Source organism: Desulfovibrio legallii (assembly GCF_900102485.1).
In the GTDB taxonomy this organism is placed as follows: Bacteria; Desulfobacterota; Desulfovibrionia; order Desulfovibrionales; family Desulfovibrionaceae; genus Desulfovibrio; species Desulfovibrio legallii_A.
This window is the reverse complement of sequence record NZ_FNBX01000019.1, coordinates 22579-44250: the sequence shown is the minus strand read 5'-3', so window position 1 is coordinate 44250 and position 21672 is coordinate 22579. Positions and strand designations below refer to the sequence as shown.

The window sequence follows — 21672 nt, the reverse complement described above, 5'->3', positions numbered from 1 at the left end:
GCCGTTGCTGCCCTAAAGGCCGCGGCGGCGTTTTTTGCGGGAGGCGTCATGGATGCCCACCTTTTTCGCCGCTGTTGCGACGCCCTGGTCCCCCTGCTTTTGGGCGCGCGCCTGGAAAAGCTGCAGGAGCCCGCGCCGGGCCTGTTGGCGCTGACCTTTTTCGGCGGCGGGCGCAAGCGCACCCTGTGTTTGCGCTACGGCCGCAAAGACCCGTTGCTTTTTGTCACAGAACGCCGCCTTACGGCCGGTGTCGCGCCCACGGCGGCGATCATGCGGCTGCGCAAATACGCGGCCGGCCATCGCGTGGCGGCCTGCGTGCCGCGCCACTGGGCTCGCCAGCTCTGGCTTCTGCCCGCGGGCGCGGGCGGCGCGAGCCTGCCCTGGCTGGTTCTGGACCTGAAGGAAGGCCCTGGGCTGCGTTTTTTGCCGCCGGACGCCACGCCGGAGGAGGAACGCCCCGCCTGGCCCAGCCCGCCGGAGCTGCCCGCAGCGCTGGAAGACTGGCGGCGCTGGCCTGTGCTCACCCCGGCCCTGCGGCGGACCCTCGCCCTGCTGGAGCCGCCGGAACAGTGGGCCCTGCTGGAAGACCTGCGCCAAGGCGGCGGCGATATTTTCCTTTACCACATGCAAGGCAGCGGCGCTTGCCGCGCGGTGAGCGCCTGGCCCCTGCCCGCGCCCCTGCAAGACGGGCTGCGCACGACGGCAGAGGCGGAGGAAGGCCGCCGGATAGGCGAAGAAAGCGGCGCAGAGGTCTTGCCCTTGCTGGAGCGGGCGGGCGCGGACCTGGCCTTGGCGCGCGTGGCGGCGGACGCGGCCAGGGAGGCCGACCGCCCTTTGAGCAGACGGGAAAGCAAGCTGCGCCGTCTGCTGGATAAACTGCGGGAGGAAGAAGCGCGGCTTACGGCCATGTGCGCAGCCGGGGCCGACGCCCTGGCCCTGCAGGCCGAGCTCTGGCGCTGGCCGCCGGAGCTGCGCGCCGCCAGCGTCGCCGTAAGCGCCGGGGCGCACGGCCCGGCCAGAGAGATTGCCCTGGACCCGCGCCGCAGCGTGCGGGAAGCAATGGCCCGCCTTTTCCACACGGCCGCGCGCGGCAAACGGGGGCTCGTGCACCTGACCGCGCGCCGCGCCGCCCTGGAAGCGGAGCTCGCCGCCCTGCGGGCCGCCCGCGGCCTGGGCCTGCCCGCAGCCCCTACGCCTGTGGCCGGGACAGGGGCGGACCAACCAGCCCTTGCGGCTGCTGCGCCCAAAAACGTGCAGGTCTTTGTGAGCGACGACGGCTTTGTGCTGTTGCGCGGCCGGGACGCCAAGGGCAATCTGGCCGCCCGCAGGCTGGCGGCCCCGCACGACATCTGGCTGCACGCGGAAAACGGCCCTGGCGCGCATGTGATCATCCGTCGGGCCTACGCCGGGCAGGAAGTGCCCGCGCGCACCCTGGACCAGGCCGGCTCCCTGGCCGCCTGCAAAAGCTGGCAGAAGGACGCGGCCCGCGCCCGCATCCAGTACGCGGAGGTGCGCCATGTAAAGCCCATGCGCCGCGCCACGGCAGGCACCGTGCGGGTGGATAAGGTGCTGGCCTCGCGCGAAGTGCCCGTGGATCCCGGCCTGGAAATCGCCCTTTTGCCGCGGCCGGCGGCATAACAGCCCCGGCCCGGCTGGCTGTGCCCGCCGCCACGCCCGCATTTCCCTCCAAAAACCATGCCTTACCCTGAAGCATTTCAACTTTGAAATGCCCTGGGGCTGCGTGAGCAGACGCCCGCTGTGGAGGCGTAAGCGCAATTTATTTGCGCTGTTAAACGCCGAAACAAGCGTGCCGCAAACTTTGAGAATGCATATGCTCAAAGGTACTCTGCTCCAGGGGTGCGCCCTGCGCCTTGCCTGAGGGGAAAAAGTTTTTTGAAAGGGCTGGGTGTGGGGGTAAGGGAAAGATTTTGTTCACAAACATCTCCCCTTCCCCCCACAAAAAAAATAAATCCCCTGCTACTGTTTTTCCACCAGATCGGCCAGAGCGAGGATGGTATTGGCGTAGACGACGGAGTGGTTGTAGGCCATGAGGATTTTATGCTGGCGGGTGCGGGGCAGGCCGGGTTTCCAGCCGTGGCGGGCCAGGTAGTTGGCGAGGCTGGCGATGGCGTCCGGGGTATCGAAGAGGTCCACGCGGCCGTCGCCGTTGCCGTCCGCGCCGTAGACGGCGATATTGGAGGGCATGAACTGGCAAAGGCCCACGGCCCCGTAGATGGAGCCGGGCAGGTGTTCCGGGGGCACGTTGTCGCGCAGCATGTGCTCCACCAGGGCGCGGGTTTCTTTATAGGCCCAGTCCGCCCGTTTGGGCATGGTTTCGGCAAACCAGTCCAGGTGGGCTTCATAGCCGGGCATGCGGGGCAGCCAGTCTGCAATGTCCTGCGGGCTGCGGCTCACGGCCATACTGGCCAGGGTATGGAAGGCGTTTTCGGGCACGTCTGCCAGCACCTTGCCGAGGCGGGTTTCCACAAAAAGCAGGGCCACGGCCACGGAAGGGGGCACGCCGTAGCGGGTTTCGGCCATGGCGAAGTCCGCCTGATGTTCGGCGACGAAGGCGCGGCAGAGGCGAGCGTTGGCCGTGGTGACCACGCCTTTATAGTACTGCTGGGCGGGCTTGGGCGCGGGAGGCTTGGGGAAAAAGCGGCGCTGATACAGCTCGCGCATTTTGCGGCCCATGGGGGATTGGCTGGCCGTGGGGCCCAGGCTCTGGAGCAAGGCCGTCACCCTGGGGCCGGAAAGGCCGTCCGCAGCCAGGCGCTGGGCCAGGGGCAGCCAGACAGGGGCCACGCCCGCGGCGGCAGCAAGGTCGGCGGCGGCCGGTTGCGGATTGACGGCCGCAAGGGCCGCCCCCGCAGGGGCGGCCTGCGCCGCACCGGAAGCGCCGCGGGGGGCGGTTCTCGGTGCGGGCAGGGAGGTTTCCTCCAGGCCGGCGGCCTCTGGGGATTCACGCGCGCCGCAGGCAGTACAGAGCAAACAGAGCAACAGCGCACAGAGGCGACAGACAACGGCGCTACACGCCGGGAAGGAGCAAGGGGGCATGGTCAGATTTCTTGCAGCACCCAGACCACGCGGCCCAGCATGCGTTGGCGCAACAGGTCGGAAGTGAGGGAGGTTTCGGGGAAGTCCCTGGCTTCGGAGCGGAGGACGTAGCCGTCCTGGGCGCTGTTGAGGAAAACGCGGCGCAGCACCACGCCCTCCAGGGGGGTGAAGACGGCGTAGACGTGGCCGGAGACCACTTCATTGTCCAGGGTATCCACGCCCACATACGCGCCAGCGGCCATGAGGGGGGCCATGTTGTCGGCGCGCAGGTGCAAGGCCACAAGCCCCTCGCGCACAAAGGAGACGGACAGGGCAATTTTGCCCACCAGTTCCAGTTCGGGGCGGGGTTGGCCGTCGGCGTAGGCGCAGAAGGTATCGTAGAGGGGGGCCACGGTGCTGCGGGCCAGGGCGTCGCCGTAGTGGGCGGCGCTTTCGGCCAGGGCGGCGGGGGCGTCCTGGGGCACATAGCCCTGTTCGGTGCGCAGGTACATGGGGCCCACGCCCTGTTTGAGCCAATCCGGGTTCAGACCGAATTTTTCAAAGAGCTTCATATACCAGTCGCCAGGTACGGAATTGCGGCGCTTGGCATCGGAAATGCTGGACTGGCGGATGTCCAGCACTTCGGCCAGTTCCACCTGCGTACGGCTGTTGGTGGCCAGTTTGATGCGTTCATAGATTTCTGCGAAAGCAGGCATAAGGACTCCGTAAACACGGGGGCGCGCCCCGTGCGGCTATTGTTGGTTGAGAAGGGGCGTCGCCGTGCTCAGCACCATTCTGCTGTGATCCTTAAGGGATGCGCGCAGGGTAGTGAGCCAACGCTGGTAGGCGTAGAATTGGGGCGCCTTATTATAAGCCTCAGCGTAGGTGGCGGCGGCCTGGGCATCGCCCTTGCCGCGTTCCACCTCCGCCGCACGTGCGGCTTCCGCCAGGATGACGGCGCGCTGCCGGTCGGCGTCGGAACGGATTCTTGTGGATTCCTCCTCGCCTTCCGATCGGTACTGCTTGGCCTGCCGTTCCCGTTCCGCCCGCATGCGGCCAAAAATGGCCCGCTGGTTTTCGGTGGGCAGGTCTGTGCGTTTGATGCGCACGTCAAGCACTTCCACGCCATAATTGTGCATCAAGGCTGAAACCTTGTTGGTTACTTCCTTCATAATCACTGCCCGGTGGGAGGACACCACTTCCGTAAGGGTGTACGCGCCCACCAGAGCGCGCAGTTGGGAGTAGACAACGTCGTCAAGCCGCGCCTGCGCGCCGGGAATGCTGCGCATAGTGCGGTAAAATTGCAGGGGGTCGATGATGCGCCAGCGCGCGTAGTTGTCCAGCACGATGGCTTTTTTATCCACGGTGAAGGCCTCGCGCGAGCGGGCTTCATAGTCCAGCACGCGCGCGTCGAAGTAGACCACGTTCTGGATAAAGGGAATTTTGACGTGCAGGCCGGGGCCGTAGACCCGCTGCAAGGGCTCGCCCAGCTGCAGCACCAGCGCCCGCTGGGTCTGGTGGACGGTAAACAGGGTCTGGCTTGCCGCAACGGCCAGCACCAGCAGCACCAGCACTACGGATAAGGGATTTCTGCGCATCACTTTTTCTCCAGGGCCTTGGGGGCAACGGGGGCGCTGAGGCCGGGCAGGTTCAGGTAGGGCAGGGCCCGGCCCGCGGCGGCGCCGTCCAGCACCACCTTATCCTGAGCGCCGCGCAGGATTTCTTCCACGGCTTCGTAGTAGAGGCGCTGTTCCGTGACCTTGGGGGCCTTTTCGTACTCCACGCGCAGGGCGTCAAAGCGCGCGGCCTCGCCTTCGGCGGCGCGCACCCGGGTGGCGGCATAGGCCTGGGCCTCGTTGCGCAGGGCCGCGGCCTGGCCGCGCGCCTTGGGCAGCAGCTCGTTGCGGTAGGCTTCGGCCTCATTGATGATGCGGCTTTTGTCCTCGCGGGCGCTGGCCACGTCTTTAAAAGCGTCGATGACCTCGCGCGGGGGGTGCACATCCTGCAGCTGCACGGCCAGCACACGGATGCCCGCGCCGTAGCGGTCAAGGATGGTCTGCAGAAGCTGGGTGGCCTCGCTCTGGATCTGGAGTTTGCCGTCGGTAATGGCGGAATCGATCTGGCTGTTGCCGATAACCTCGCGCATGGCGGCCTCGGCCGCGTTGCGCACCAGGGCCGTGGGGGCGCTCACGTTGAAGAGGTACTGCACGGGGTCGCCGATCTTGTACTGCACGCTGAACTGCACGTTGACGATATTTTCATCGCCCGTAAGCATGGAGGCTTCTTCCGGGATGGTGCGCAGCTGGCCCTGCTGGAAGGTGGCGCTCTGCCCCACGGAGCGGAAGCCCACCTCGCTGCGCAGCACCTGGGTGACCTGCGGCTTGTAAACGCTTTCAATGGGCACGGGCCAGGCATAGTGCGGGCCGGGGCCTTCGGTGCGGTTGTACTGGCCGAAGCGCAGCACCACGCCCTGTTCGTCAGGGTTGACAATATAGATGCCCGAAAGCAGCCACAGGCCCACAACGGCCAGCGCAACCAGCCAGACGGCCCTGCCCCTGGGAAGTTTGATCTGCGTCAGTTTTTTGAAGGGATTGTCGCCCAGGGGGGGACGGCCTGCACCGAAATCGGAGCGCCGGGCGCGGCGGGGTTCTTCTTCCCGCGGTTCGTCTTCGGTTTCCGGTTCCCGCGGCGGGCGAGGCGGCTGGCCGCCCTGCTGTTTCTGCCGTTTTTCCTGCAGCTTGTCCCAGTCCCAGTTCATTATGCTGTTATACCTTGTGTTGGAAGTGCGGCGCTCCCCGGACGGGGCCGCCTTTGTTGCAAAAAGCACGAAGAAAGGAAAATACGATATGCATAGAGTCAGGTCAAGAAAAGGCCTGCGGCATGAAACCACATGTCATCCATACGGTATCCATGCGCGCCGGTCAAGGGCGGGAAAAACGCAAGAGATAATCCTTTGCGACAACACATATCTATTGCAGCGTCCGCGCTGCCGCGGCCGCAACTATGGTCGGGCACGGCAAAAACCTCTGCGGGGCGTCAGTAGGGCAAGGCTACGGCGGCCCTGTCCGGCGAGGCGCTGGGGCTGCGCAGGCTGGCCCCGGCCAGGGGCACCACCTGTACCACGCGCACATGGTCGGCCCGCACGGCAAAGCCCGGCGCATACCCGGCGGCCGCAGGCTCCGGCTCCACGGCCTTGCCCAGCATGGTCAGCAAAAACAGGGCGCTGCCTGCAAGAAGCGCCGCAAAAACAGCGTATGAAAACCGGTGCAAATACAACGAACGCGGCATGGGGCCTCCCGGGAAAAGGTCTGCTTGTTCCTTCCTGCTCAACCGGCAAGCAGATAAGCAAAAAATATGCCGGAAAAATTTTCCCCCTTGGCGACGGCCGCTGCCCGCTTTTGGCCGCAGACAAGCCGACGCCTCCGCCGCGCCTCACCCCCACGGCCCGCCAGCGCAGCAGTTCCGCCGCTGCGCCCCCCTGCCCCGCCGCCGGGCGGACTAGGAAAATTTTGCCGGGGCAGATTTTTCCGCTTTTTCCCCTTGACACCGACGCGGGTATAGTTATGCTCATTTGAGCAAAACAATAAGCCTGCGCTTGCAGGCATCCCCCCACGGCATTTTCCAGCGAAAATGCCCCAACGATAGGAGGCTACCCATGAAGATCGCCATTTCCAGCGAGGGACCGGGGCTGGACGCCCAGGTGGACCCGCGCTTCGGCCGGGCCGCAGGCTTTGTGGTTCTGGACACCCAGACCCGCCAGACGACGTATCTGGACAACGGGGCCTCCCAGGCGGCGGCCCAGGGCGCGGGTATCCAGACGGCGGAACGCCTGGCCAACGCGGGCGTGCAGGCCGTGCTCAGCGGCTTTGTGGGGCCCAAGGCCTTTACGGCGCTCCAGGCCGCGGGCGTGGCCGTGTTTCAGGATCTGGACAAAGGCAGCGTGGGCGAGGCCGTGGCGCTGTATGAAAGCGGCAAGGCCGCCCAGGCCCAGGCGCCCAACAGGGCCGCGGGCGGCAGGGCCTGAAATGCGTCTGCTTGTGGCCAGCGGCAAAGGCGGCGCGGGCAAAACCACCGTGGCCGCCTGCCTGCTTACGCAGTGGGGCCGACCGTGCCTGGCGGCGGACGCCGATGTGGAGGCCCCCAACCTGCACCTCTACCTGAAGCCTGAGCTCGCAGCGCCCGAACCGGTCTTTATGGAAGTGCCGCAGGCGGTTCCCGACCGCTGCACGGCCTGCGGCGCCTGCCGGGAGCTCTGCCGCTTCGGGGCCGTGGCCCTGCTGGGCGGCAAGGCGACGTTTTTTGCGGAGATGTGCCACGGCTGCGGCGGCTGCTTTGCCGTCTGCCCGGCCCAGGCCGTCAGCCGGAGCCGACGGGAGCTGGGCGTGCTGCTCCAGGGCGTTGCCCCGCTGGTCGCTGCAGGCGCGGTTTTCCTCATGGGCCGCAGCCGGGTGGGCGAAGCCATGACCCCGCCCCTGCTGCGGGCCCTGAGCGCGCGGCTGGACAGCCTTCTGCCCTCTGCAGGCCAGGCCGCGCCCGACGCGATTGTGGACGGCCCCCCCGGCGTGAGCTGCCCCACCATAACCATTGCCCGCAAGGCCGACGCCGTGCTGCTGGTGGCGGAGCCCACGCCCTTCGGCATCCACGATTTTCGCCTGGCCCGCGCGGCCCTGGAGCCGCTGGGCGTGCCCACGGCCGTGGCGCTGAACCGCGTGGGCATGGCGGGCAACGACGCCGGCGAAGCGGAGCTGCGCCGCTGGTGCCGGGAACAGCGCCTGCCCATCCTGGCGGAGCTGCCCTTTGACGGGGAAGCCGCCGCGGCTGGCGCGCGCGGGCTGCCGCCCACCCTGGCCCCCCAGGCCACAGGGGAACGCTGGCGGGAGATCAGCGCCCGCCTGGCGAGGCGCGTACAAACCTTTGCGGCGGAGGCGCGCCATGCCTGAGATTGTGGTCATCAGCGGCAAGGGGGGCACGGGCAAAACCAGCTTTTGCGCCGCCTTTGCGGCCCTGGCCCACGCGGAGGGGCTGGGCCTGGCACTTGCGGATCTGGACGTGGACGTGCCGGACCTGCACATTCTGCTGGATCCGCGCCGCATCCAGGAAGAGGACTTTGTTTCCGGCAATGCGGCCGTGGTCGACCCCGCGCGCTGCACGGGCTGCGGCCAGTGCGCGGCGCTCTGCCGCTTTGACGCCGTCAGCCTTGCGGCGGACGGCACGGCGGCCGTAGACCCCCTGGCCTGCGAGGGCTGCGGCGTGTGCTGGAGCCTCTGCCCGGCCCAGGCCATAGACTTCCCCGAACAGCACTGCGGCCACTGGTATGTGAGCGAAACCCGGCTGGGCCCCTTTGTGCACGCCCAGCTGACCCCAGGGGCTGAAAATTCCGGCCGCCTGGTGGCGCTGCTCAAACGCCAGGCGCGGGAGCTGGCCGCCAGGCGCGGGCTGGACTGGCTGCTCTGCGACGGCTCCCCCGGCGTGGGCTGCCCGGTAATCAGCTCCCTTTCCGGGGCGGACCTGGCCGTGGCCGTGGTGGAGCCCACCCCGGCCGGCCGGCACGACTTCGCGCGGGTGGCGGAACTCTGCGCCCACTTCCGCATCCCCGTGGCCGTGTGCATCAATAAGGCGGACCTCAACCCGGAAGAGGCGGCGGCCATCCGCGCGCATGCGGCAAAGAACGGCCATACGGTGGCGGGGGAGCTGCCCTTCAGCCCCCTGGTTCCCCAGGCCATGCTGCGCCGCCATGCCTTGACCGAAGAGACCTCGCCCCAGAACGCCGTTCTGAACGCCTCCCTGGCGGACATGTGGCGGCAGATCCGCCGCCTGGCCCTCGCCGCCCCCCGGCGGCCCGCGGGCGCACTTACGCACCTCTAACCAAAACAATCAAGGATGCAAGGTATGAGCAAGACAGTAGTAGCCGTTCCCTCGGCTTTGCCCGGCGGCATGGAAGCGGGCATGGGCATGCATTTCGGCCATTGCGACATCTACACCGTGGTGGAAGTGGAAGACGGCAAAATAGTGGCCCAGTCCACCCTGCCCCCCATTCCCCATCAGCAGGGCGGCTGCATGGCCCCGGTGCAGTACCTGGCCCAGCACGGCGTCACGGCCCTGCTGGCCGGGGGCATGGGCATGCGGCCCCTCATGGGCTTCAATCAGATGGGCATCCAGGTTTTCTTCGCCGGCGATCAGCCCAGCGTGGGCAAGGCTGTGGAAGCCTTCGCCGCGGGCCGGCTTACGCCCTTTACTGTAGAGAACACCTGCGGCGGGGGGCACTAGCCCCTCTCCCGCCAAAAAGGCGCGCCGGGCCGCTGCGCACGGCGGCCCGGCGCTGCGCCCAACACTCACGGGCTGCCCCGGCCAAACCTGGGGAAAGGAACCTTATGCGCAGAAATCTGGTGGTGCAAACCCGCCGCCCCGCAGATCTGGCGGCTTTTGTCGCCGGCCTGGAAACGCCGGGGCACAACGTGGTGCTGGTGTCCGGCCTGGACGACTGCAAGGCGCTCTTGCGCACGCAGCCGCCGGACCTGATGATCCTGGACCCCGAACCCGGCACGGACGCACGGCGGGCTGTGACGGATCTGCTGCTGGTCAACGCCGCCGTGCCCACTGCCGTGGCGAGCCCTCTGCCTGCGGCAGAATTTCATGAAAGCACCGAAGGGCTGGGCATCCTGACAGCCCTGCCGCAAACGCCCGACGCCGCGGACGCCGCCCGCCTGCTGCAGCTTCTGGACGCTTTGAACTGAGCTTTTCCCGGAACGGCGCACTCCGGCGTCGTTGCCGCGAAAACGGCGCAAGGCCCCGCGCGGCGGAGCCCTCCTCCAACCGCCGACGCGGGCCGATTGCCCCCCGGTACGCTTTGCGCCGTACCCGCCTCCGGCATGGCTTCTGGTCCATGCCGGGGGTTTTCCTTCTCCCGGCCTGCCCGGACCGGAGGCTTTGCCGGAGGAGCAGCCGCGGCCCGGACCGACGTCTTGCAGGCCCGGCCGCCGCAACGTTCCCAGCCGCTTCCCGCTGCGCCGACAGCCTGGCCCCGTCCGCTTATGGCCTCCTTCCCGTTCCTCCGCGCCGCTGGCTGCACGCCACGCCCGCCACAATGAGCGCCGCGCCAGCGTACTGGCCGGGGTTAAGGCGTTCGTCCAGCAGCAGGATGCCGAAAAACAAGGCAAAAACTGGAATCAGGTTGGTGTAGGCCGCGGCCCGCCCGGCGGAAAGACGGTTGACCCCCAGGTTGTACAGGCCGTACCCGGCAAAGGTCACGCAGCCCCCCAGATAGAGCACGCAGGCCCAGGGGGCCCAGGCGGGAAAAGTCCGCCCCAGATCTACCCTGGCGGGGCTTTCAGGCACAAAACAGAGCAGCAGGCTGAAAAAAATCAGCCCTGCGGCGGCCTGTACGGCCGTAATGCACAGTGGGCTGTAAAAAGGCGAGAGCCGGCGCGCCAGCAGGGTATAGCCCGTGGCGCAGCACATGGCCGCGGCTTCCAGCAGGTTGCCCAGGGCCGGATTGACGGCGGCGGCTTCGGCGGTGGCCGTGCCGCTCAGCCAGACCACGCCACCCACGGCCAGGGCAAAGCCCAGCCACACGCGCGGGCCGGAGCGCTCCCCCAGGGCCACATACGCCGCGGCGGCCACCAGCATGGGCAGCAGGGCCGTGACCATGCCAGCCTGGGAGGCCGTAGTCAGGCCCAGGGCGTGGGTCTCAAACAAAAAAAACAGGCAGGGCTCGCAGAGGCCCATGAGGGCGAGCAGGCCCCAGTGCCCGTTGCGCCGCAGCTCCCGGAACAGGCGCGGCCAGAAGGGCAGCAGGGCCAGGCAGGCCACCAGCATGCGGCCGGTCATGGTCTGCAGGGGCGTGAACGCGGCAAGCGCCACGCGCAGAACCACAAAGGTGGAGCCCCAGAAGGCCATGGCCGTAAGCAGGGCAAGATGGGGCAGCAGGGTGGATCGGGTGGGGGACATGGCGACCGGGGGGGACGGCAGTGCCGGTTGGAGGTGATTTTTGCGGCAGCCTATGGCATGCTTGGGGGAACTTCAAGAAGAACCCTCCCTGCCGCGCGCCGCGGGGAGGGGCCGCACCGGAGGCGAGGCATGAGCATCCGTGGTCTGTTCCGCATGGCCAACATTACCCAGCTGGCGCTGCTGGCCGTTCTGGCAACCGGCCTGCTCTGGCTGGCGCGGGGGCAGCACGCGCTCAACGGTATGGTGCGCGAGTTTTCCCATTTTGAGACTCTGCTGGGCGAAATGGGCTCCACCGTGCAGCAGGCCTATGCCGACGCCCTGGCCTTTGTGGTTACGGGCGACAGGTCCAGCCTGGAGGCCTGGCGGCAGGGCGTGGAGGTCATCCGCGGGGAAGCGCCGCGCCCGGCAAACTCCCGCCTGGCCCCAGGACAAAAAATTTCTCTGAGCGCCCTGGCTGACGGCCTCCACGCCCCGCCGGAAATTCTGACTCAGCTGCGCGAACTGCTCGATGCAACGGCGCAGATCGCCTATCTGACGGAAACCACCGTAGGCCGCGCCCTGGGCCAGGCCAAAGCCGAAGGGCGCCCGGCGGACCCGGAAGGCGCGCGGCGCATGCTCCGCAGCACGGGTCTGGACCGCCTGCCCCTGAAGCTGGAAGCCCGCCTGCGCGCCCTGCGCGAGGAATGGCGCGGCACGTTCCTCAATGAGCTTGCGGCGCGCCAGGCCGGCCTCCTCCCCCTGCTGGCCGCGGTGCTGGCGGGGTTGGGCCTGCTGGCCGTGAGCGCGGTGGTCAACATGTACGTCTGCCACACGCGGGTGGTGCGCCCTTTGCGGGCCGTAAGCCGCTACGCGGCGGCCGTGGCCGCCGGCAAAGATCCATCGCCCCTGCGCCTGACGCACCAGGACGAGCTCTCCGGCATGTTTGCCGCCCTGCAGGGCATGCAGGCCACGCTGTTCGCCCGCATCAACGAGCTCAAGGCGGCGGAGCTCACAGCCCACAACAACCGCAGGCAGGCCGTGCAGGCCAGGACTCAGGCCCTCACCTCCCTGGAGCTGGCCCAGCGGGCCTCCCGGGTGCAGGACGACTTTCTGCGCCGCGTCAGCCATGAAATCCGCACCCCGCTCAACGCCATCATCGGCATGAGCTACCTGAGCCTGCAAACGGAGCTCAGCGGCGTGCAGCGCGACTACCTGGCGCAGATCAACAAATCCGGCAGCGTGCTGCTGGACATGGTCAACCGCATCCTGGACTTTTCCAACGCCAGCGAAGGCATTGTGCAGATGGAGCCCCAGCCCTTTGTGCTGGCCAAATTCGTGGAGCTCCTGCGCCAGAGCGTGGCCGGGGCGGCCCTGGAAAAACAGCTGGACCTGCGCGTAGCCCTTGACCCCGACCTGCCCGCCGCCGTCACAGGGGACGAACGCCACCTGGAAGAAGCCCTGCGCATTCTGCTGGATAACGCCGTGCGCTATACCCGCCAGGGCGTTGTGGAATGCCGGGTGCTGCCCGACCCCGCCAACGCGGCTCCAGACCCCGCCGCCGGGCCGCGCCTGCGCTTTATAGTGTCCGACACCGGTCCGGGCATGAGCCCGGCGCAGCTTGCCACCATTTTCGAGCCCTTCACCCCTGGGGACGAATCCCTGACCCGCGCGGGCAACGGCCTGGGCCTGGGCCTGGCCCTGGCCCGGCAACTGGTGCACCTTATGGGCGGGGAACTGCAGGTGGAAAGCACGCCCGGCAAGGGCACGGCCTTCTTTTTCTCCCTGACCTTCGCGCCGCCTCAGGCCGCGGCGGCGGTCGCGCCCGCTCCGGCCCCGGCCCAGGAACGCCCTGTGGCGCTGGTAGTGGACGACAACGAAATCAACGCCCAGATTTCCCAGGAGCTGCTCCTCCGGGCGGGCCTGGAAGTGCGCCTGGCCGCCAACGGCCAGGAAGCCCTGGAGGCGGTGCGCCGCGGCGACGTTTCCGTCGTGCTCATGGACGTGCAGATGCCGGTCATGGACGGCCTGGAAGCCACCCGCCGCATCCGCGCCATGGGCTATTCCCCTGCCCGCCTGCCCGTCATTGCCATGACCGCCCACACGGACGCGGCCTCGCGCCACGACGGCAAAACCGTGGGCATGAACGACTACCTGACCAAACCCGTGGACCCGGCCGCCCTTTACGACGCCCTGTGCCGCTGCCTGCCCGACGGGCTGCCCGCCCGGCCCGACGCCCCGCAGGAGACGGCGGCCCCGCCCGCGCCCGGTGAACCCGCCCCGCTGCCGCAGGCCGCAAAGGCGGCGGACGCCGACCCCCATGCGGCAGCGGCAGGCCCGGCTGACGCAGCGGCGCAGACGCCGCCCGTCAATTTTGAAGCCGGGCTCGCCACCGTGGGCGGCAACAACCGTCTGTACCACGACCTGCTGCTGCGCTTCATGGAGCACTACGGCGACAGCCCGCGCGAGCTGGAAGGTCTCCTGGCCGCCGGGGATTACCGCGCCGCCGCGCGCCTGGCCCATACGGTCAAAGGCGTGGCCGCCAACCTGGGGGTGGAGCGCATCCGCAAGCTCACTGCGGCTATGGAGGCCAACCTGCCCCACAGCGCGCCGCCCCCGGCGCTCATGGCGGACTTTGCCCACAGCATGGCCGAGGCCCTGGCCTGCATCAGCACCCTGCAGGGGCACAGCGTAACAGCCACGGACGGGCGGCTCTGCCTTTCTGCGGCCCGCCGCTGGGAGCTGTTCGCCCTGCTGGAAACTCTGCCCGAACGCATGATCACGGACTGGGGCAGCGCAGAGGCGACCCTGGCCCGCTTTGTGCCCCTGGTGGAAGGCACGCCCTACGCCGGGGACGTGACGGAAGTCCTGCACCGGCTCCGCGATTTCGACACCGAAGGCATGGCCCGCCGCACGGAACTGCTGCTGGAAAAACTGGAGGCCGCCGCCCGCTCAGAGGAGGAAGCCCGGCCATGAAAGTGGTCTTCTGCCTGGACGACAAGCCCGCCTACCTGCTCCTGCTCAAGGCGGCGGTGCGCTCCCTCAGGGCCGTGCAGCCCCACGCGGAGTGCCTTTGCGTCTACGCCGGCGCGGACGACGCCCTTCTGGCGGCCCTGGCCGCGGAAAACATCCCCGTAGCGCGCCACAAGCCCCGCATCACGCCGGACGCACTCTCCCCCAAAGGACAACGCTGCGCGGGCTGCTTCCTCAAACTGGAGCTGGCGTTGCTGCCAGAGCTCAGCCGCGACCCCCTGGCGCTCTACTGCGATACGGACGTACTCTTCCGCCGCCCCCTGGACGAACTCCTGGCCCTGACCCCGCGCCATATGGCCATGGCCAGGGAGTACACCGCCCCTTTCTTCCATCCGCACCAGGAACTGCGCTATACGTATCAGGGCCGCGAATATGTGACGCCCATGCCTTTTCCCATCTGGACCTTTTCCAGCGGCGTGGCGCTGTTCAACCTGGATCGCCTGCGGCGGCACGGGCTTATTGAGCACTTTCTGGCCTTCTGCCGGCAAAACGAACGGAACATAGGCAACCTGGACCAATCCCTGCTGAACTATTTTTTCGGCAAGCGCATCACCCGCCTGGAAGACCGCTGGAACTGCCCGCCCTACCGGGAAGAATGCCGCGCCGCCGCGCACATTGTCCACTTCCACGGGCCCAAGCCCTGGCAGACGCACGGCCCCCTGGCGGATTTGCGCATCAACCATTTTGACTACATGCGCCGGGTCTGGCTTGACTGGCTGCGGCCCGACGAGCGCGCCCTGGCCCAAAGCTGGGAAGCAAAGGCCTGAAGTCCTGCCGCAGCTTGCCGATAAGATAGGCGCGGCGGCTTATGGTCCGCCCCGCGCGAACGCCTGGGGCCGGACATCCCCGGAAAAGACGGAGGCACCATTATGACGCAGACCACACCCACGCCACCCAACGCCCCTGGCGCGTCCCCGGCGGCATCCGCCGCCGCGCCCGCCCATGAGGACAACCTGCTGCAGCTGGTCACCTTCCACATCGGCGACGAGGAGTTCGGCGTAGACATCCTCTCGGTGCAGGAGATCATCCGCCCCATGCAGATCACCATGGTCCCGCACGCGGCCAATTATATTGAGGGCGTCATCAACCTGCGCGGCAAGGTCATTCCGGTCATCAACATGCGCACCCGCTTCAACCTGCCCCCGGTGGAACGCGACAGCCGCACCCGCATTGTGGTCATGGAATTCAACCAGAAAATCGTGGGCTTTCTGGTGGACGGCGTCTCCGAGGTGCTGCGCATCCCCGCCTCCACCGTGGAGCCCGCGCCCCCCGTGGTCTGCGGCATAGGCTCGGAATACATCCGCGGCGTGGGCAAGCTGGACGACCGGCTGCTGATTCTGCTTGACCTGGACACGTTATTGAGCGACACGAAGGCCGAAGTGGGCTAGCCCCACAAGGAGGCTGTGTATGTCGGCCATGCGTTTGTCCCGGTCCATCGTGGGCGAGGCGGAGGCGCGCGCCGTGGCGCGCGTCCTGCTGGAGGACGGCTATCTGGGCATGGGCGCGGAAGTGCGCCGCTTTGAAGAAGAGCTGGCCGCCTACCTGGGCGTGGCGCCCGCGCAGGTGGTGACCGTCAATTCCGGCACCGCGGCCCTGCACCTGGCCGTGGACGCCGTGGCCGCCGGCTGCGGCCTCCAGGACGGCAAACCAGAGGTGCTGGTGCCCAGCCTGACCTTTGTGGCCTCCTTCCAGGCCATCAGCGCCGCGGGCTGCCGCCCCGTGGCCTGCGACGTTCTGGAAGAAACGGGCACCCTGGACCTTAAGGACGCCGCCCGCCGCTTAAGCCCCCGCACCATCGCCGTCATGCCCGTGCACTACGCCAGCAATCCCTGGCAGCTGGAAGAAGTTTACGCCTTTGCCCGCCGCCACGGCCTGCGCGTGGTGGAAGACGCGGCCCACGCCTTCGGCTGCCTGCGCCACGGCCGCAAAATCGGCAGCTTCGGCGACGTGGTCTGCTTCAGCTTCGACGGCATCAAGAACATCACCTGCGGCGAAGGCGGCTGCCTGGTCGCCTTTGACCCCGAAGTGGCCCGCCTGGCCTCGGACGCCCGCCTGCTCTCGGTGGAAAACGACGCCCAGAAGCGCTTTTCCGGCACGCGCTCCTGGGATCCGGACGTCAAACGCCAGGGCTGGCGCTACCACATGAGCAACATCATGGCCGCCGTGGGCCGCGTGCAGCTGGGCCGCCTGGAAAACGAATTCGCCCCGGCGCGGCGCGCCCTGGCCGCCCGCTACGCCCAGCGCCTTGCCCCGGTGAAGGGCCTGCGCCTGTTCGCCACGGATCCCCAGGACCACATCGTGCCCCACATCCTGCCCGTGCGCGTGCTGGACGGCCGCAAAGACGCCGTGGTCCGCGCCCTGGCAGACAAAGGCATCCCCACGGGCGTGCACTACAAGCCCAACCACCTGCTGAGCTTTTTCGGCGGCGGCAGCCCCAGCCTGCCCGTGACGGAAGCCCTCTACGCCCAGATCCTGACCCTGCCCCTGCACCCCGGCCTGAGCAACGCGGACGTGGACGCGGTCTGCGACGCCCTTGCGGCGGCCCTGAGCTGACGGTCATGGCCGCTCACGCCGCGCCCAGCCCCGCCCTGGCCCCGGAGGCCCCGGCCGTTTCGGTCGTCATGAACTGTCTGAACAGCTCCCGCCATCTGCGGGAAGCTCTGGACAGCCTCATGGCCCAGACCTTTACGGATTTTGAGGTTATTTTCTGGGACAACGCCTCCACAGACGCAAGCCCCGCCATTGCCCAGAGCTACGGCCCCAAGGTGCGCTACTTCCGGGGCGAAACCATTGTGCCCCTGGGCGCGGGCCGCAACCTGGCCCTGGCCCAGGCCCGCGGCCGCTGCCTGGCCTTTCTGGACTGCGACGACCTCTGGCGGCCGGAAAAACTGGCGGCCCAGATGGCGCTCTTCGATGCCAACCCCCGCGTGGGCCTGGTCTGCACTGATACGGAAATCTTCGACGGCCGGGGCATGCGCCGCCGCCTTTTTGCCGCCACCGCGCCCCAGCGGGGCATGGCCTTTGCCGCCCTTATGGAGCGACAGTGGATTTCCATGTCCTCCGCCATGATCCGGGCCACGGCCCTCACGGGCCTTTCCCCCAAAGGCGTGGCCCCCGGCACGGGCGAAAACGGCGGCTGGTTTGACGAGAGCCTCAACGTCTGCGAAGAGGCCGACGTCTTCTACCGCATCGCCCACGACTGGGAACTGGACCATGTGGACGCCCCCTTGACCCTCTGGCGCGTGCACGGGGCCAACACCACCTTCCGCAAATTCGGCCAGTTCGCGGACGAAACCCTGTACATCCTGGACAAACACCGCCGCCTCTACCCCGGCTATGATGCGGACTACGCCGACCTGGCAGCCCTGCTGACCCGCCGCGCCGCCTTCCAGAAGGCCGTGGACCTCTGGCGGCAGGGCCGCAACGCCGCAGCCCGCAGCGTGCTGCGCCCCTGGCGCAGCGCCAGCCGCAAGCACCGCCTTTTCTGGTGGGCCAGCTACCTGCCAGGAGCCTGCTTTGACCTGGCCGCCCGCCTCTACTTCGCCCTGCCCGCCGCCCTGCGCCGCTGACCAAAAACCGTTTCAAATTCCCGCCGCAGATGTGCGGCGAGCCTCACGCGCTACCCCCTGCGCAGCACCGCCCCGAACATGCCTTCCAGCCAGGGGTGGTCGTGGGGGGTCTGCCAGGTCTGTTCCAGCCGCAGGCCAGGGCAGGCCCCGAGCAGCCGCGCCACGGCCTGGTCGTTTTCTGCCGGGTTCAGGGTGCAGGTAATGTAAACCAGGCGGCGGCCCGGTTCCAGCAGCGTTGCAGCGCTGCGCAGCAAACGTTCCTGCAGGGCGGTCAGCGTTGTCAGGCGCTCCGGCCCGCGGCGGCGGATATCCGGGCGGCGGGCCAGCACGCCCAGGCCGGAACAGGGCACGTCCAGCAGCATATCCCCGCGCCAGCGGGCCAGAGGAGGCCGCGCGGCGTCCGCCAGGCACACGGGCGGCGCGTCCAGGCCCAGGCGGCGGCAGAGCCCCGGCAGGGAGCGCAGCCGAGCGCTGCTGTTGTCCGTGCAGAGCCCCACGGCCGCGCCCTGCTCCAGAAGCGCCGCACTTTTGCCGCCGTAGCCCGCGCACATGTCCCACACCGGGCCCGCCAGATCGGCCGCGCCCAGCGCCGCCAGCGCCACCTGCGAACCGGCGGCCTGAAAAGAGAGCGCCCCTTCGGCCTGCCAGGCGGCCAAAGGACGCTCCAGAACCGCCTCCGGCAGCTTTCCCGGCCCCAGTGCCGCGCCCCAAGCGCCCACGGCCGTCGCGCCGGGCAGGGCCCGCAAGGCCGCCAAAAGGGCTGCGGCCCGCACATGCCGGGCGTTGACCCGCAGGCCGCTCCAGGGCCGGGCGCAGGAGCGCCGCAGCAGCCGAGCCGCGTCCGCCTCCCCGTAGGCCTGAGCCCACAGCCGCGCCAGCCACTCCGGGGCCGCGCAAAAAACGGCCAGGCCCGCCAGCGCGTCCGCCGCGCCCTGGGCATAAAAATCCTCGCCGCGCGGGGCGTCCCCCAGGCGCTGCACCGCGCGCAGGGCCGCGTTGGTCAGCCGGGCCAGGCCCTGGCCGTACAAAGCCCGCGCTTGTTCCACGGCCTCGTGCAGCACGGCGTGGTCCGGCACCTTCTCCTGCAGCAGCAGGCCGTAAACCCCAAGGGCCAGCACATGCCGCAAAGGCCGCGGCAGATCCCCCGGCCGGGGCAGCACCTGCCCCAGCACATAGTCAAGGCGGATTTCCGCCCGCAGGCAGCCGTAGACCAGTTCCGCGCACAAGTGTCTGTCCCGCGCGGACAAGCTCTCGTCATCCCGGCCAGCGCCCGTCGTTGCCAGCACGGCGTCCAGAGCCGCCTGCACGGGCTGCCCGCCATCCGTCAGCAGCAAGGTCCGCAAAGCCGCATTGCGGGCCGTAAGCCGCAGCCTTTTCCAGCCCTTCGGCAAACCCATCAGCGCCCCTCCCCTGCGTTCCGCCCCGCTCCGGCGGCCGCGCGAGAAAGCGCCGCGCCCGGCGCGGGGCCCAGACCAAGAAACAGCCGGATGGCGGACTCAATGGCGTCCAGCGGGGCCAGCGTGTCCAGGCAGGGGCCGTGGGGCCGCTCGTTAAGCACCCCGAACACGGGAATGGGATAACTGTCCTGAATGCCGGAGGTCAGGTCGCGCTCGCAGGCCACGGCAATGATGCAGCGCGGCCGGGCCTGCACCACAATGCGCCGGGCAATGGTGCCGCCCGTGGCAATGGCCAGGCGCACGCCGTAGGCGTCGCGCAGCTCCAGCAGCGCCCCCACAGGGCAGGCCCCGCAGCGGCGGCAGTGGTCCGCATTGTGCACCAGCCGGTGCGGGCAGGCGCTGCGCTGCAGGCAATGCGGCAAAAGCACCAGCAGCGCTTCCGGCTTTACCGGCCCGCGCGCCGCCAGCACCATCTCATTGTTGACCTTCACAAAGGAGCGCCGCACCACTGCCCTGTCCAGGCCCACCAGCTTGGCCAGCAGCTCCATGAGCGGAAAAAACAGCCGCACCGTTACATGGCGCACACCGCCGCACCCCGGCAAAGGGCGGCCCGTGTAAATATGAAAAACCAGGCTCAGGCACAGCCAGAGCACCGCCAGCATGCCCGCCACCGCCACCGTAACGCTCACCGCCGGCAGCCAGTGCCGCACCCCCAGAAACCCCGTCCAGGGCAAAATGAGAAACACCGCCAGAACCACGCACAACAGCAGGCACGAACCCAGCATGAGCCCGATGAACACCCGTTTGCGCGCCCCGCCGTACTGCGTCGGAGGCAAGGAATACGGAGACTTGTGCAGCAACGCCATACGGCCTCGGTTAAAACGGTTGGGAGGGGAAAAGCGGTGAGGAAGAAAAACCTTTTCTTTACGGGGCGCAGCGAGCGGGCATCCGAACAGGCAGCAGATAGTTACAGAGGAAACAGACCGACAGAGACCCTGTGCTGCCCGTAGCGCCCCTGAAGCGGGAATTCCAAGGGGGCACACGCCCCTTTGGCCGCCGGAGGCAGCTTTCCCGTTTTTGCAAGTTCACAGCGCCGCGGCATCTTACTCTGCCGCAGCGTGGCCGCACGGGCCGGGCCGCAGGCCGCGCAGCGCGCCGTTGACGAAGTCGCGGGCGGACATGCTTTTGCGGCCCTGGGGGCGCAGGGGGCCAAGCGCATACCAGCGGTCAGCGCAGGCCACGCGCAGTTGTTCGTCCGCATAGGCAAGCGTGCCGGGGGCCGCGCCGGGGCAGGCCGCGCCGGGCGCGCCAGGGGCCACGGTGCAGGGAAAGGTTTTGTCCTGCCCGTCAAAGCGCAGCGCAACGCGCGCCCCAGGCCAGGGCGTGACGCCGCGGATATGGGCGTGGACCTGGACGGCGGGGCGGCTCCAGTCTATGCAGCTGTCTTCACGGGTGATTTTTGCGGCGTAGGTGACGCTGTCCGCGTCCTGCTCCTCAGCCGCGGCGCGGCCCTCCAGCAGGGCGTCCAGCACTTGCGGCAGCAGCTCCGCGCCCATCCGGGCCAGGGCGTCGTGCAGGCTGCCCGCCGTGTGGTCGTCCAGGGGCAGGGAGGCGCGGGCGTACACGGGTCCGGCGTCCAGCTGGCGCACCACGCGCATGATGGAAACGCCCGTGCGGGCCCCTGGCTGCCAATCCTCCATGACGGCGCGCTGGATGGGTGCGGCCCCGCGCCAGCGCGGCAGGAGGGAGGCATGCACATTGAGCGGCGCAAGCCGGGGCAGATCCAGCACGGCCTGGGGCAGCAGCAGGCCGTAAGCGGCCACCACCAGCACGTCCGGCGCGTAAGCGCCCAGCCGGGCCACGGCGGCGGGATCTTTAAAATTTTCCGGCTGTTCCACGGGCAGGCCCAGTTCCAGAGCGGCCTGCTTCACGGCCGGCATGGCGAGCCTGTGCCCGCGCCCGGCGGGCCTGTCCGGCTGGGTATAGACGGCGACGAGCGCGCCGTGCGGCCAGGCGGCCAGGCGGCGCAGCGTGGGCACGGCGAAATCCGGCGTGCCCATAAAAACTAGGCGGCAGTTTTGCGCTTGAGCCACTTTTTTACCTTGCTGTCGTACAGGCTGCGCCGCAGACGGCTGATTTTATCGATGAACAGGATGCCGTCCAGATGGTCGTACTCGTGCTGCAGCACAATGGCGGGGAAGCCTTCCAGGTCTTCCTCTATACGGTTGCCGTCCAGATCCATGGCCGAGAGGTGCACGTTGCTCATGCGCCTGACGTCGGCCCGGTAATTCATGGGCACGGAAAGGCAGCCTTCGGCCTCGCTGCGCACTTCCTCGCCCGAAAGGGAAAGCACGGGGTTGACCAGCACGCGGGGATTCTTTTCGCCGTCCTGCACCGTGGGATCCATGACCAGCATCCGGATGCTGCGCCCCACCTGCGGGGCGGCCAGGCCCACACCGGGCGCGGCGTACATGGTTTCCAGCATATCCGCCGCCAGGCGGCGGATTTCTTCCGTCACTTCCAGCACGGGCGCGCAGACCTCTTTGAGGCGCGGATCCGGGTAAGTCACAATGTCCAGCAGCATGGCAATATCCTTCTTGCGGCGCGCCGCAAGGGCCAACGCGCCGACCGCGCTTCAGGCGCGCAACAGGCGCAAACCGCCTTGCACGGCGTCAGGCCTTTTCCCGGCCAAAGGCTGCGGGCGCAGGCCTGAC

21 protein-coding genes are annotated in these 21672 nt (G+C 68.3%); 11 read left to right on the top strand and 10 right to left on the bottom strand.

The window, feature by feature from the left end:
• Positions 1-48: 48 nt before the first annotated feature.
• Entirely contained in the window at positions 49-1638 is a 1590-nt protein-coding gene (locus BLS55_RS10340) for an NFACT RNA binding domain-containing protein (protein WP_092154919.1), read from the top strand.
• 339 nt (positions 1639-1977) lie between these two features.
• Here BLS55_RS10340 and BLS55_RS10335 read toward each other — a convergent pair whose 3' ends face one another.
• From BLS55_RS10335 to BLS55_RS10315, 5 genes are all read right to left on the bottom strand, one after another.
• Positions 1978-2991, bottom strand: a complete 1014-nt coding sequence (locus BLS55_RS10335; RefSeq protein ID WP_257243217.1) for a lytic murein transglycosylase — start codon at positions 2989-2991, stop codon at positions 1978-1980.
• 68 nt (positions 2992-3059) lie between these two features.
• Positions 3060-3752, bottom strand: a complete 693-nt coding sequence (locus BLS55_RS10330) for a LexA family transcriptional regulator (RefSeq protein WP_092154915.1) — start codon at positions 3750-3752, stop codon at positions 3060-3062.
• A 36-nt stretch (positions 3753-3788) separates the two neighbouring features.
• A complete protein-coding gene (hflC, locus tag BLS55_RS10325; protein ID WP_092154913.1) occupies positions 3789-4634 on the bottom strand; it encodes a protease modulator HflC in 846 nt (281 codons plus the stop codon).
• A complete protein-coding gene (gene hflK / locus BLS55_RS10320) occupies positions 4634-5794 on the bottom strand; it encodes an FtsH protease activity modulator HflK (protein WP_092154911.1) in 1161 nt (386 codons plus the stop codon). Before hflK ends, hflC begins: the two co-directional genes overlap by 1 nt.
• A gap of 278 nt (positions 5795-6072) precedes the next feature.
• Positions 6073-6324, bottom strand: a complete 252-nt coding sequence (locus BLS55_RS10315) for a hypothetical protein (protein ID WP_092154909.1) — start codon at positions 6322-6324, stop codon at positions 6073-6075.
• A 367-nt stretch (positions 6325-6691) separates the two neighbouring features.
• Between BLS55_RS10315 and BLS55_RS10310 the strand changes: the two genes are divergently transcribed.
• From BLS55_RS10310 to BLS55_RS10290, 5 genes are all read left to right on the top strand, one after another.
• Positions 6692-7060, top strand: coding sequence for a NifB/NifX family molybdenum-iron cluster-binding protein (locus BLS55_RS10310; RefSeq protein WP_092154907.1), 369 nt, complete (start codon positions 6692-6694; stop codon positions 7058-7060).
• 1 nt (position 7061) lies between these two features.
• The gene (locus BLS55_RS10305) at positions 7062-7976 is read left to right on the top strand and encodes a nucleotide-binding protein (RefSeq protein WP_092154905.1); all 915 of its coding nucleotides are present in this window, start codon (positions 7062-7064) and stop codon (positions 7974-7976) included.
• Positions 7969-8901, top strand: a complete 933-nt coding sequence (locus BLS55_RS10300) for an ATP-binding protein (RefSeq protein ID WP_092154903.1) — start codon at positions 7969-7971, stop codon at positions 8899-8901. The genes BLS55_RS10305 and BLS55_RS10300 overlap by 8 nt, the downstream gene beginning before the upstream one ends.
• A 24-nt stretch (positions 8902-8925) precedes the next feature.
• Entirely contained in the window at positions 8926-9303 is a 378-nt protein-coding gene (locus BLS55_RS10295) for a NifB/NifX family molybdenum-iron cluster-binding protein (RefSeq protein ID WP_092154902.1), read from the top strand.
• Between the two features lie 104 nt (positions 9304-9407).
• The gene (locus BLS55_RS10290; protein ID WP_092154900.1) at positions 9408-9770 is read left to right on the top strand and encodes a hypothetical protein; all 363 of its coding nucleotides are present in this window, start codon (positions 9408-9410) and stop codon (positions 9768-9770) included.
• 295 nt (positions 9771-10065) lie between these two features.
• On the opposite strand, the gene BLS55_RS10285 is transcribed toward BLS55_RS10290, so the two are convergent.
• The gene (locus BLS55_RS10285) at positions 10066-10983 is read right to left on the bottom strand and encodes a DMT family transporter (protein ID WP_092154941.1); all 918 of its coding nucleotides are present in this window, start codon (positions 10981-10983) and stop codon (positions 10066-10068) included.
• 129 nt (positions 10984-11112) lie between these two features.
• On the opposite strand from BLS55_RS10285, the gene BLS55_RS10280 reads away from it, so the two are divergent.
• From BLS55_RS10280 to BLS55_RS10260, 5 genes are all read left to right on the top strand, one after another.
• Positions 11113-13935, top strand: coding sequence for a sensor histidine kinase (locus BLS55_RS10280; RefSeq protein WP_180365450.1), 2823 nt, complete (start codon positions 11113-11115; stop codon positions 13933-13935).
• A complete protein-coding gene (locus BLS55_RS10275) occupies positions 13932-14759 on the top strand; it encodes a glycosyltransferase (RefSeq protein ID WP_092154897.1) in 828 nt (275 codons plus the stop codon). The genes BLS55_RS10280 and BLS55_RS10275 overlap by 4 nt, the downstream gene beginning before the upstream one ends.
• 102 nt (positions 14760-14861) lie before the next feature.
• A complete protein-coding gene (locus BLS55_RS10270; protein WP_092154895.1) occupies positions 14862-15380 on the top strand; it encodes a chemotaxis protein CheW in 519 nt (172 codons plus the stop codon).
• Between the two features lie 28 nt (positions 15381-15408).
• On the top strand, positions 15409-16545 hold the full coding sequence (locus BLS55_RS10265; protein WP_092154939.1) for a DegT/DnrJ/EryC1/StrS family aminotransferase: 1137 nt from the start codon (positions 15409-15411) through the stop codon (positions 16543-16545).
• 5 nt (positions 16546-16550) lie between these two features.
• The gene (locus tag BLS55_RS10260) at positions 16551-17561 is read left to right on the top strand and encodes a glycosyltransferase family 2 protein (protein ID WP_092154893.1); all 1011 of its coding nucleotides are present in this window, start codon (positions 16551-16553) and stop codon (positions 17559-17561) included.
• A 50-nt stretch (positions 17562-17611) separates the two neighbouring features.
• Here the strand turns inward: BLS55_RS10260 and BLS55_RS10255 are convergent, their stop codons facing one another.
• The 4 genes from BLS55_RS10255 to def form a co-directional block, all read right to left on the bottom strand.
• A complete protein-coding gene (locus BLS55_RS10255) occupies positions 17612-18958 on the bottom strand; it encodes a transcription antitermination factor NusB (RefSeq protein WP_092154891.1) in 1347 nt (448 codons plus the stop codon).
• Positions 18958-19824 (bottom strand): DUF116 domain-containing protein, encoded by an 867-nt coding sequence (locus tag BLS55_RS10250; protein WP_092154889.1) that lies wholly within the window; start codon positions 19822-19824, stop codon positions 18958-18960. Before BLS55_RS10250 ends, BLS55_RS10255 begins: the two co-directional genes overlap by 1 nt.
• A gap of 237 nt (positions 19825-20061) precedes the next feature.
• Positions 20062-21051 carry a methionyl-tRNA formyltransferase gene (gene fmt, locus BLS55_RS10245; protein WP_092154887.1) on the bottom strand — a complete coding sequence of 330 codons (990 nt, stop codon included), beginning with the start codon at positions 21049-21051 and terminating at the stop codon, positions 20062-20064.
• Positions 21024-21542 (bottom strand): peptide deformylase, encoded by a 519-nt coding sequence (gene def, locus BLS55_RS10240; protein ID WP_092154885.1) that lies wholly within the window; start codon positions 21540-21542, stop codon positions 21024-21026. The genes fmt and def overlap by 28 nt, the downstream gene beginning before the upstream one ends.
• Between the last annotated feature and the right edge of the window lie 130 nt (positions 21543-21672).

Coding starts and splice junctions, on each gene's coding strand:
- BLS55_RS10255 (WP_092154891.1), bottom strand. CDS start 18,958: ATGGGTTTGCCGAAGGGCTGGAAAAGGCTGCGGCTTACGGCCCGCAAT.
- BLS55_RS10290 (WP_092154900.1), top strand. CDS start 9,408: ATGCGCAGAAATCTGGTGGTGCAAACCCGCCGCCCCGCAGATCTGGCG.
- def (WP_092154885.1), bottom strand. CDS start 21,542: ATGCTGCTGGACATTGTGACTTACCCGGATCCGCGCCTCAAAGAGGTC.
- BLS55_RS10315 (WP_092154909.1), bottom strand. CDS start 6,324: ATGCCGCGTTCGTTGTATTTGCACCGGTTTTCATACGCTGTTTTTGCG.
- BLS55_RS10280 (WP_180365450.1), top strand. CDS start 11,113: ATGAGCATCCGTGGTCTGTTCCGCATGGCCAACATTACCCAGCTGGCG.
- BLS55_RS10310 (WP_092154907.1), top strand. CDS start 6,692: ATGAAGATCGCCATTTCCAGCGAGGGACCGGGGCTGGACGCCCAGGTG.
- BLS55_RS10340 (WP_092154919.1), top strand. CDS start 49: ATGGATGCCCACCTTTTTCGCCGCTGTTGCGACGCCCTGGTCCCCCTG.
- BLS55_RS10275 (WP_092154897.1), top strand. CDS start 13,932: ATGAAAGTGGTCTTCTGCCTGGACGACAAGCCCGCCTACCTGCTCCTG.
- BLS55_RS10330 (WP_092154915.1), bottom strand. CDS start 3,752: ATGCCTGCTTTCGCAGAAATCTATGAACGCATCAAACTGGCCACCAAC.
- BLS55_RS10285 (WP_092154941.1), bottom strand. CDS start 10,983: ATGTCCCCCACCCGATCCACCCTGCTGCCCCATCTTGCCCTGCTTACG.
- BLS55_RS10300 (WP_092154903.1), top strand. CDS start 7,969: ATGCCTGAGATTGTGGTCATCAGCGGCAAGGGGGGCACGGGCAAAACC.
- BLS55_RS10305 (WP_092154905.1), top strand. CDS start 7,062: ATGCGTCTGCTTGTGGCCAGCGGCAAAGGCGGCGCGGGCAAAACCACC.
- BLS55_RS10295 (WP_092154902.1), top strand. CDS start 8,926: ATGAGCAAGACAGTAGTAGCCGTTCCCTCGGCTTTGCCCGGCGGCATG.
- BLS55_RS10260 (WP_092154893.1), top strand. CDS start 16,551: ATGGCCGCTCACGCCGCGCCCAGCCCCGCCCTGGCCCCGGAGGCCCCG.
- hflC (WP_092154913.1), bottom strand. CDS start 4,634: ATGCGCAGAAATCCCTTATCCGTAGTGCTGGTGCTGCTGGTGCTGGCC.
- BLS55_RS10250 (WP_092154889.1), bottom strand. CDS start 19,824: ATGGCGTTGCTGCACAAGTCTCCGTATTCCTTGCCTCCGACGCAGTAC.
- hflK (WP_092154911.1), bottom strand. CDS start 5,794: ATGAACTGGGACTGGGACAAGCTGCAGGAAAAACGGCAGAAACAGCAG.
- BLS55_RS10265 (WP_092154939.1), top strand. CDS start 15,409: ATGCGTTTGTCCCGGTCCATCGTGGGCGAGGCGGAGGCGCGCGCCGTG.
- BLS55_RS10270 (WP_092154895.1), top strand. CDS start 14,862: ATGACGCAGACCACACCCACGCCACCCAACGCCCCTGGCGCGTCCCCG.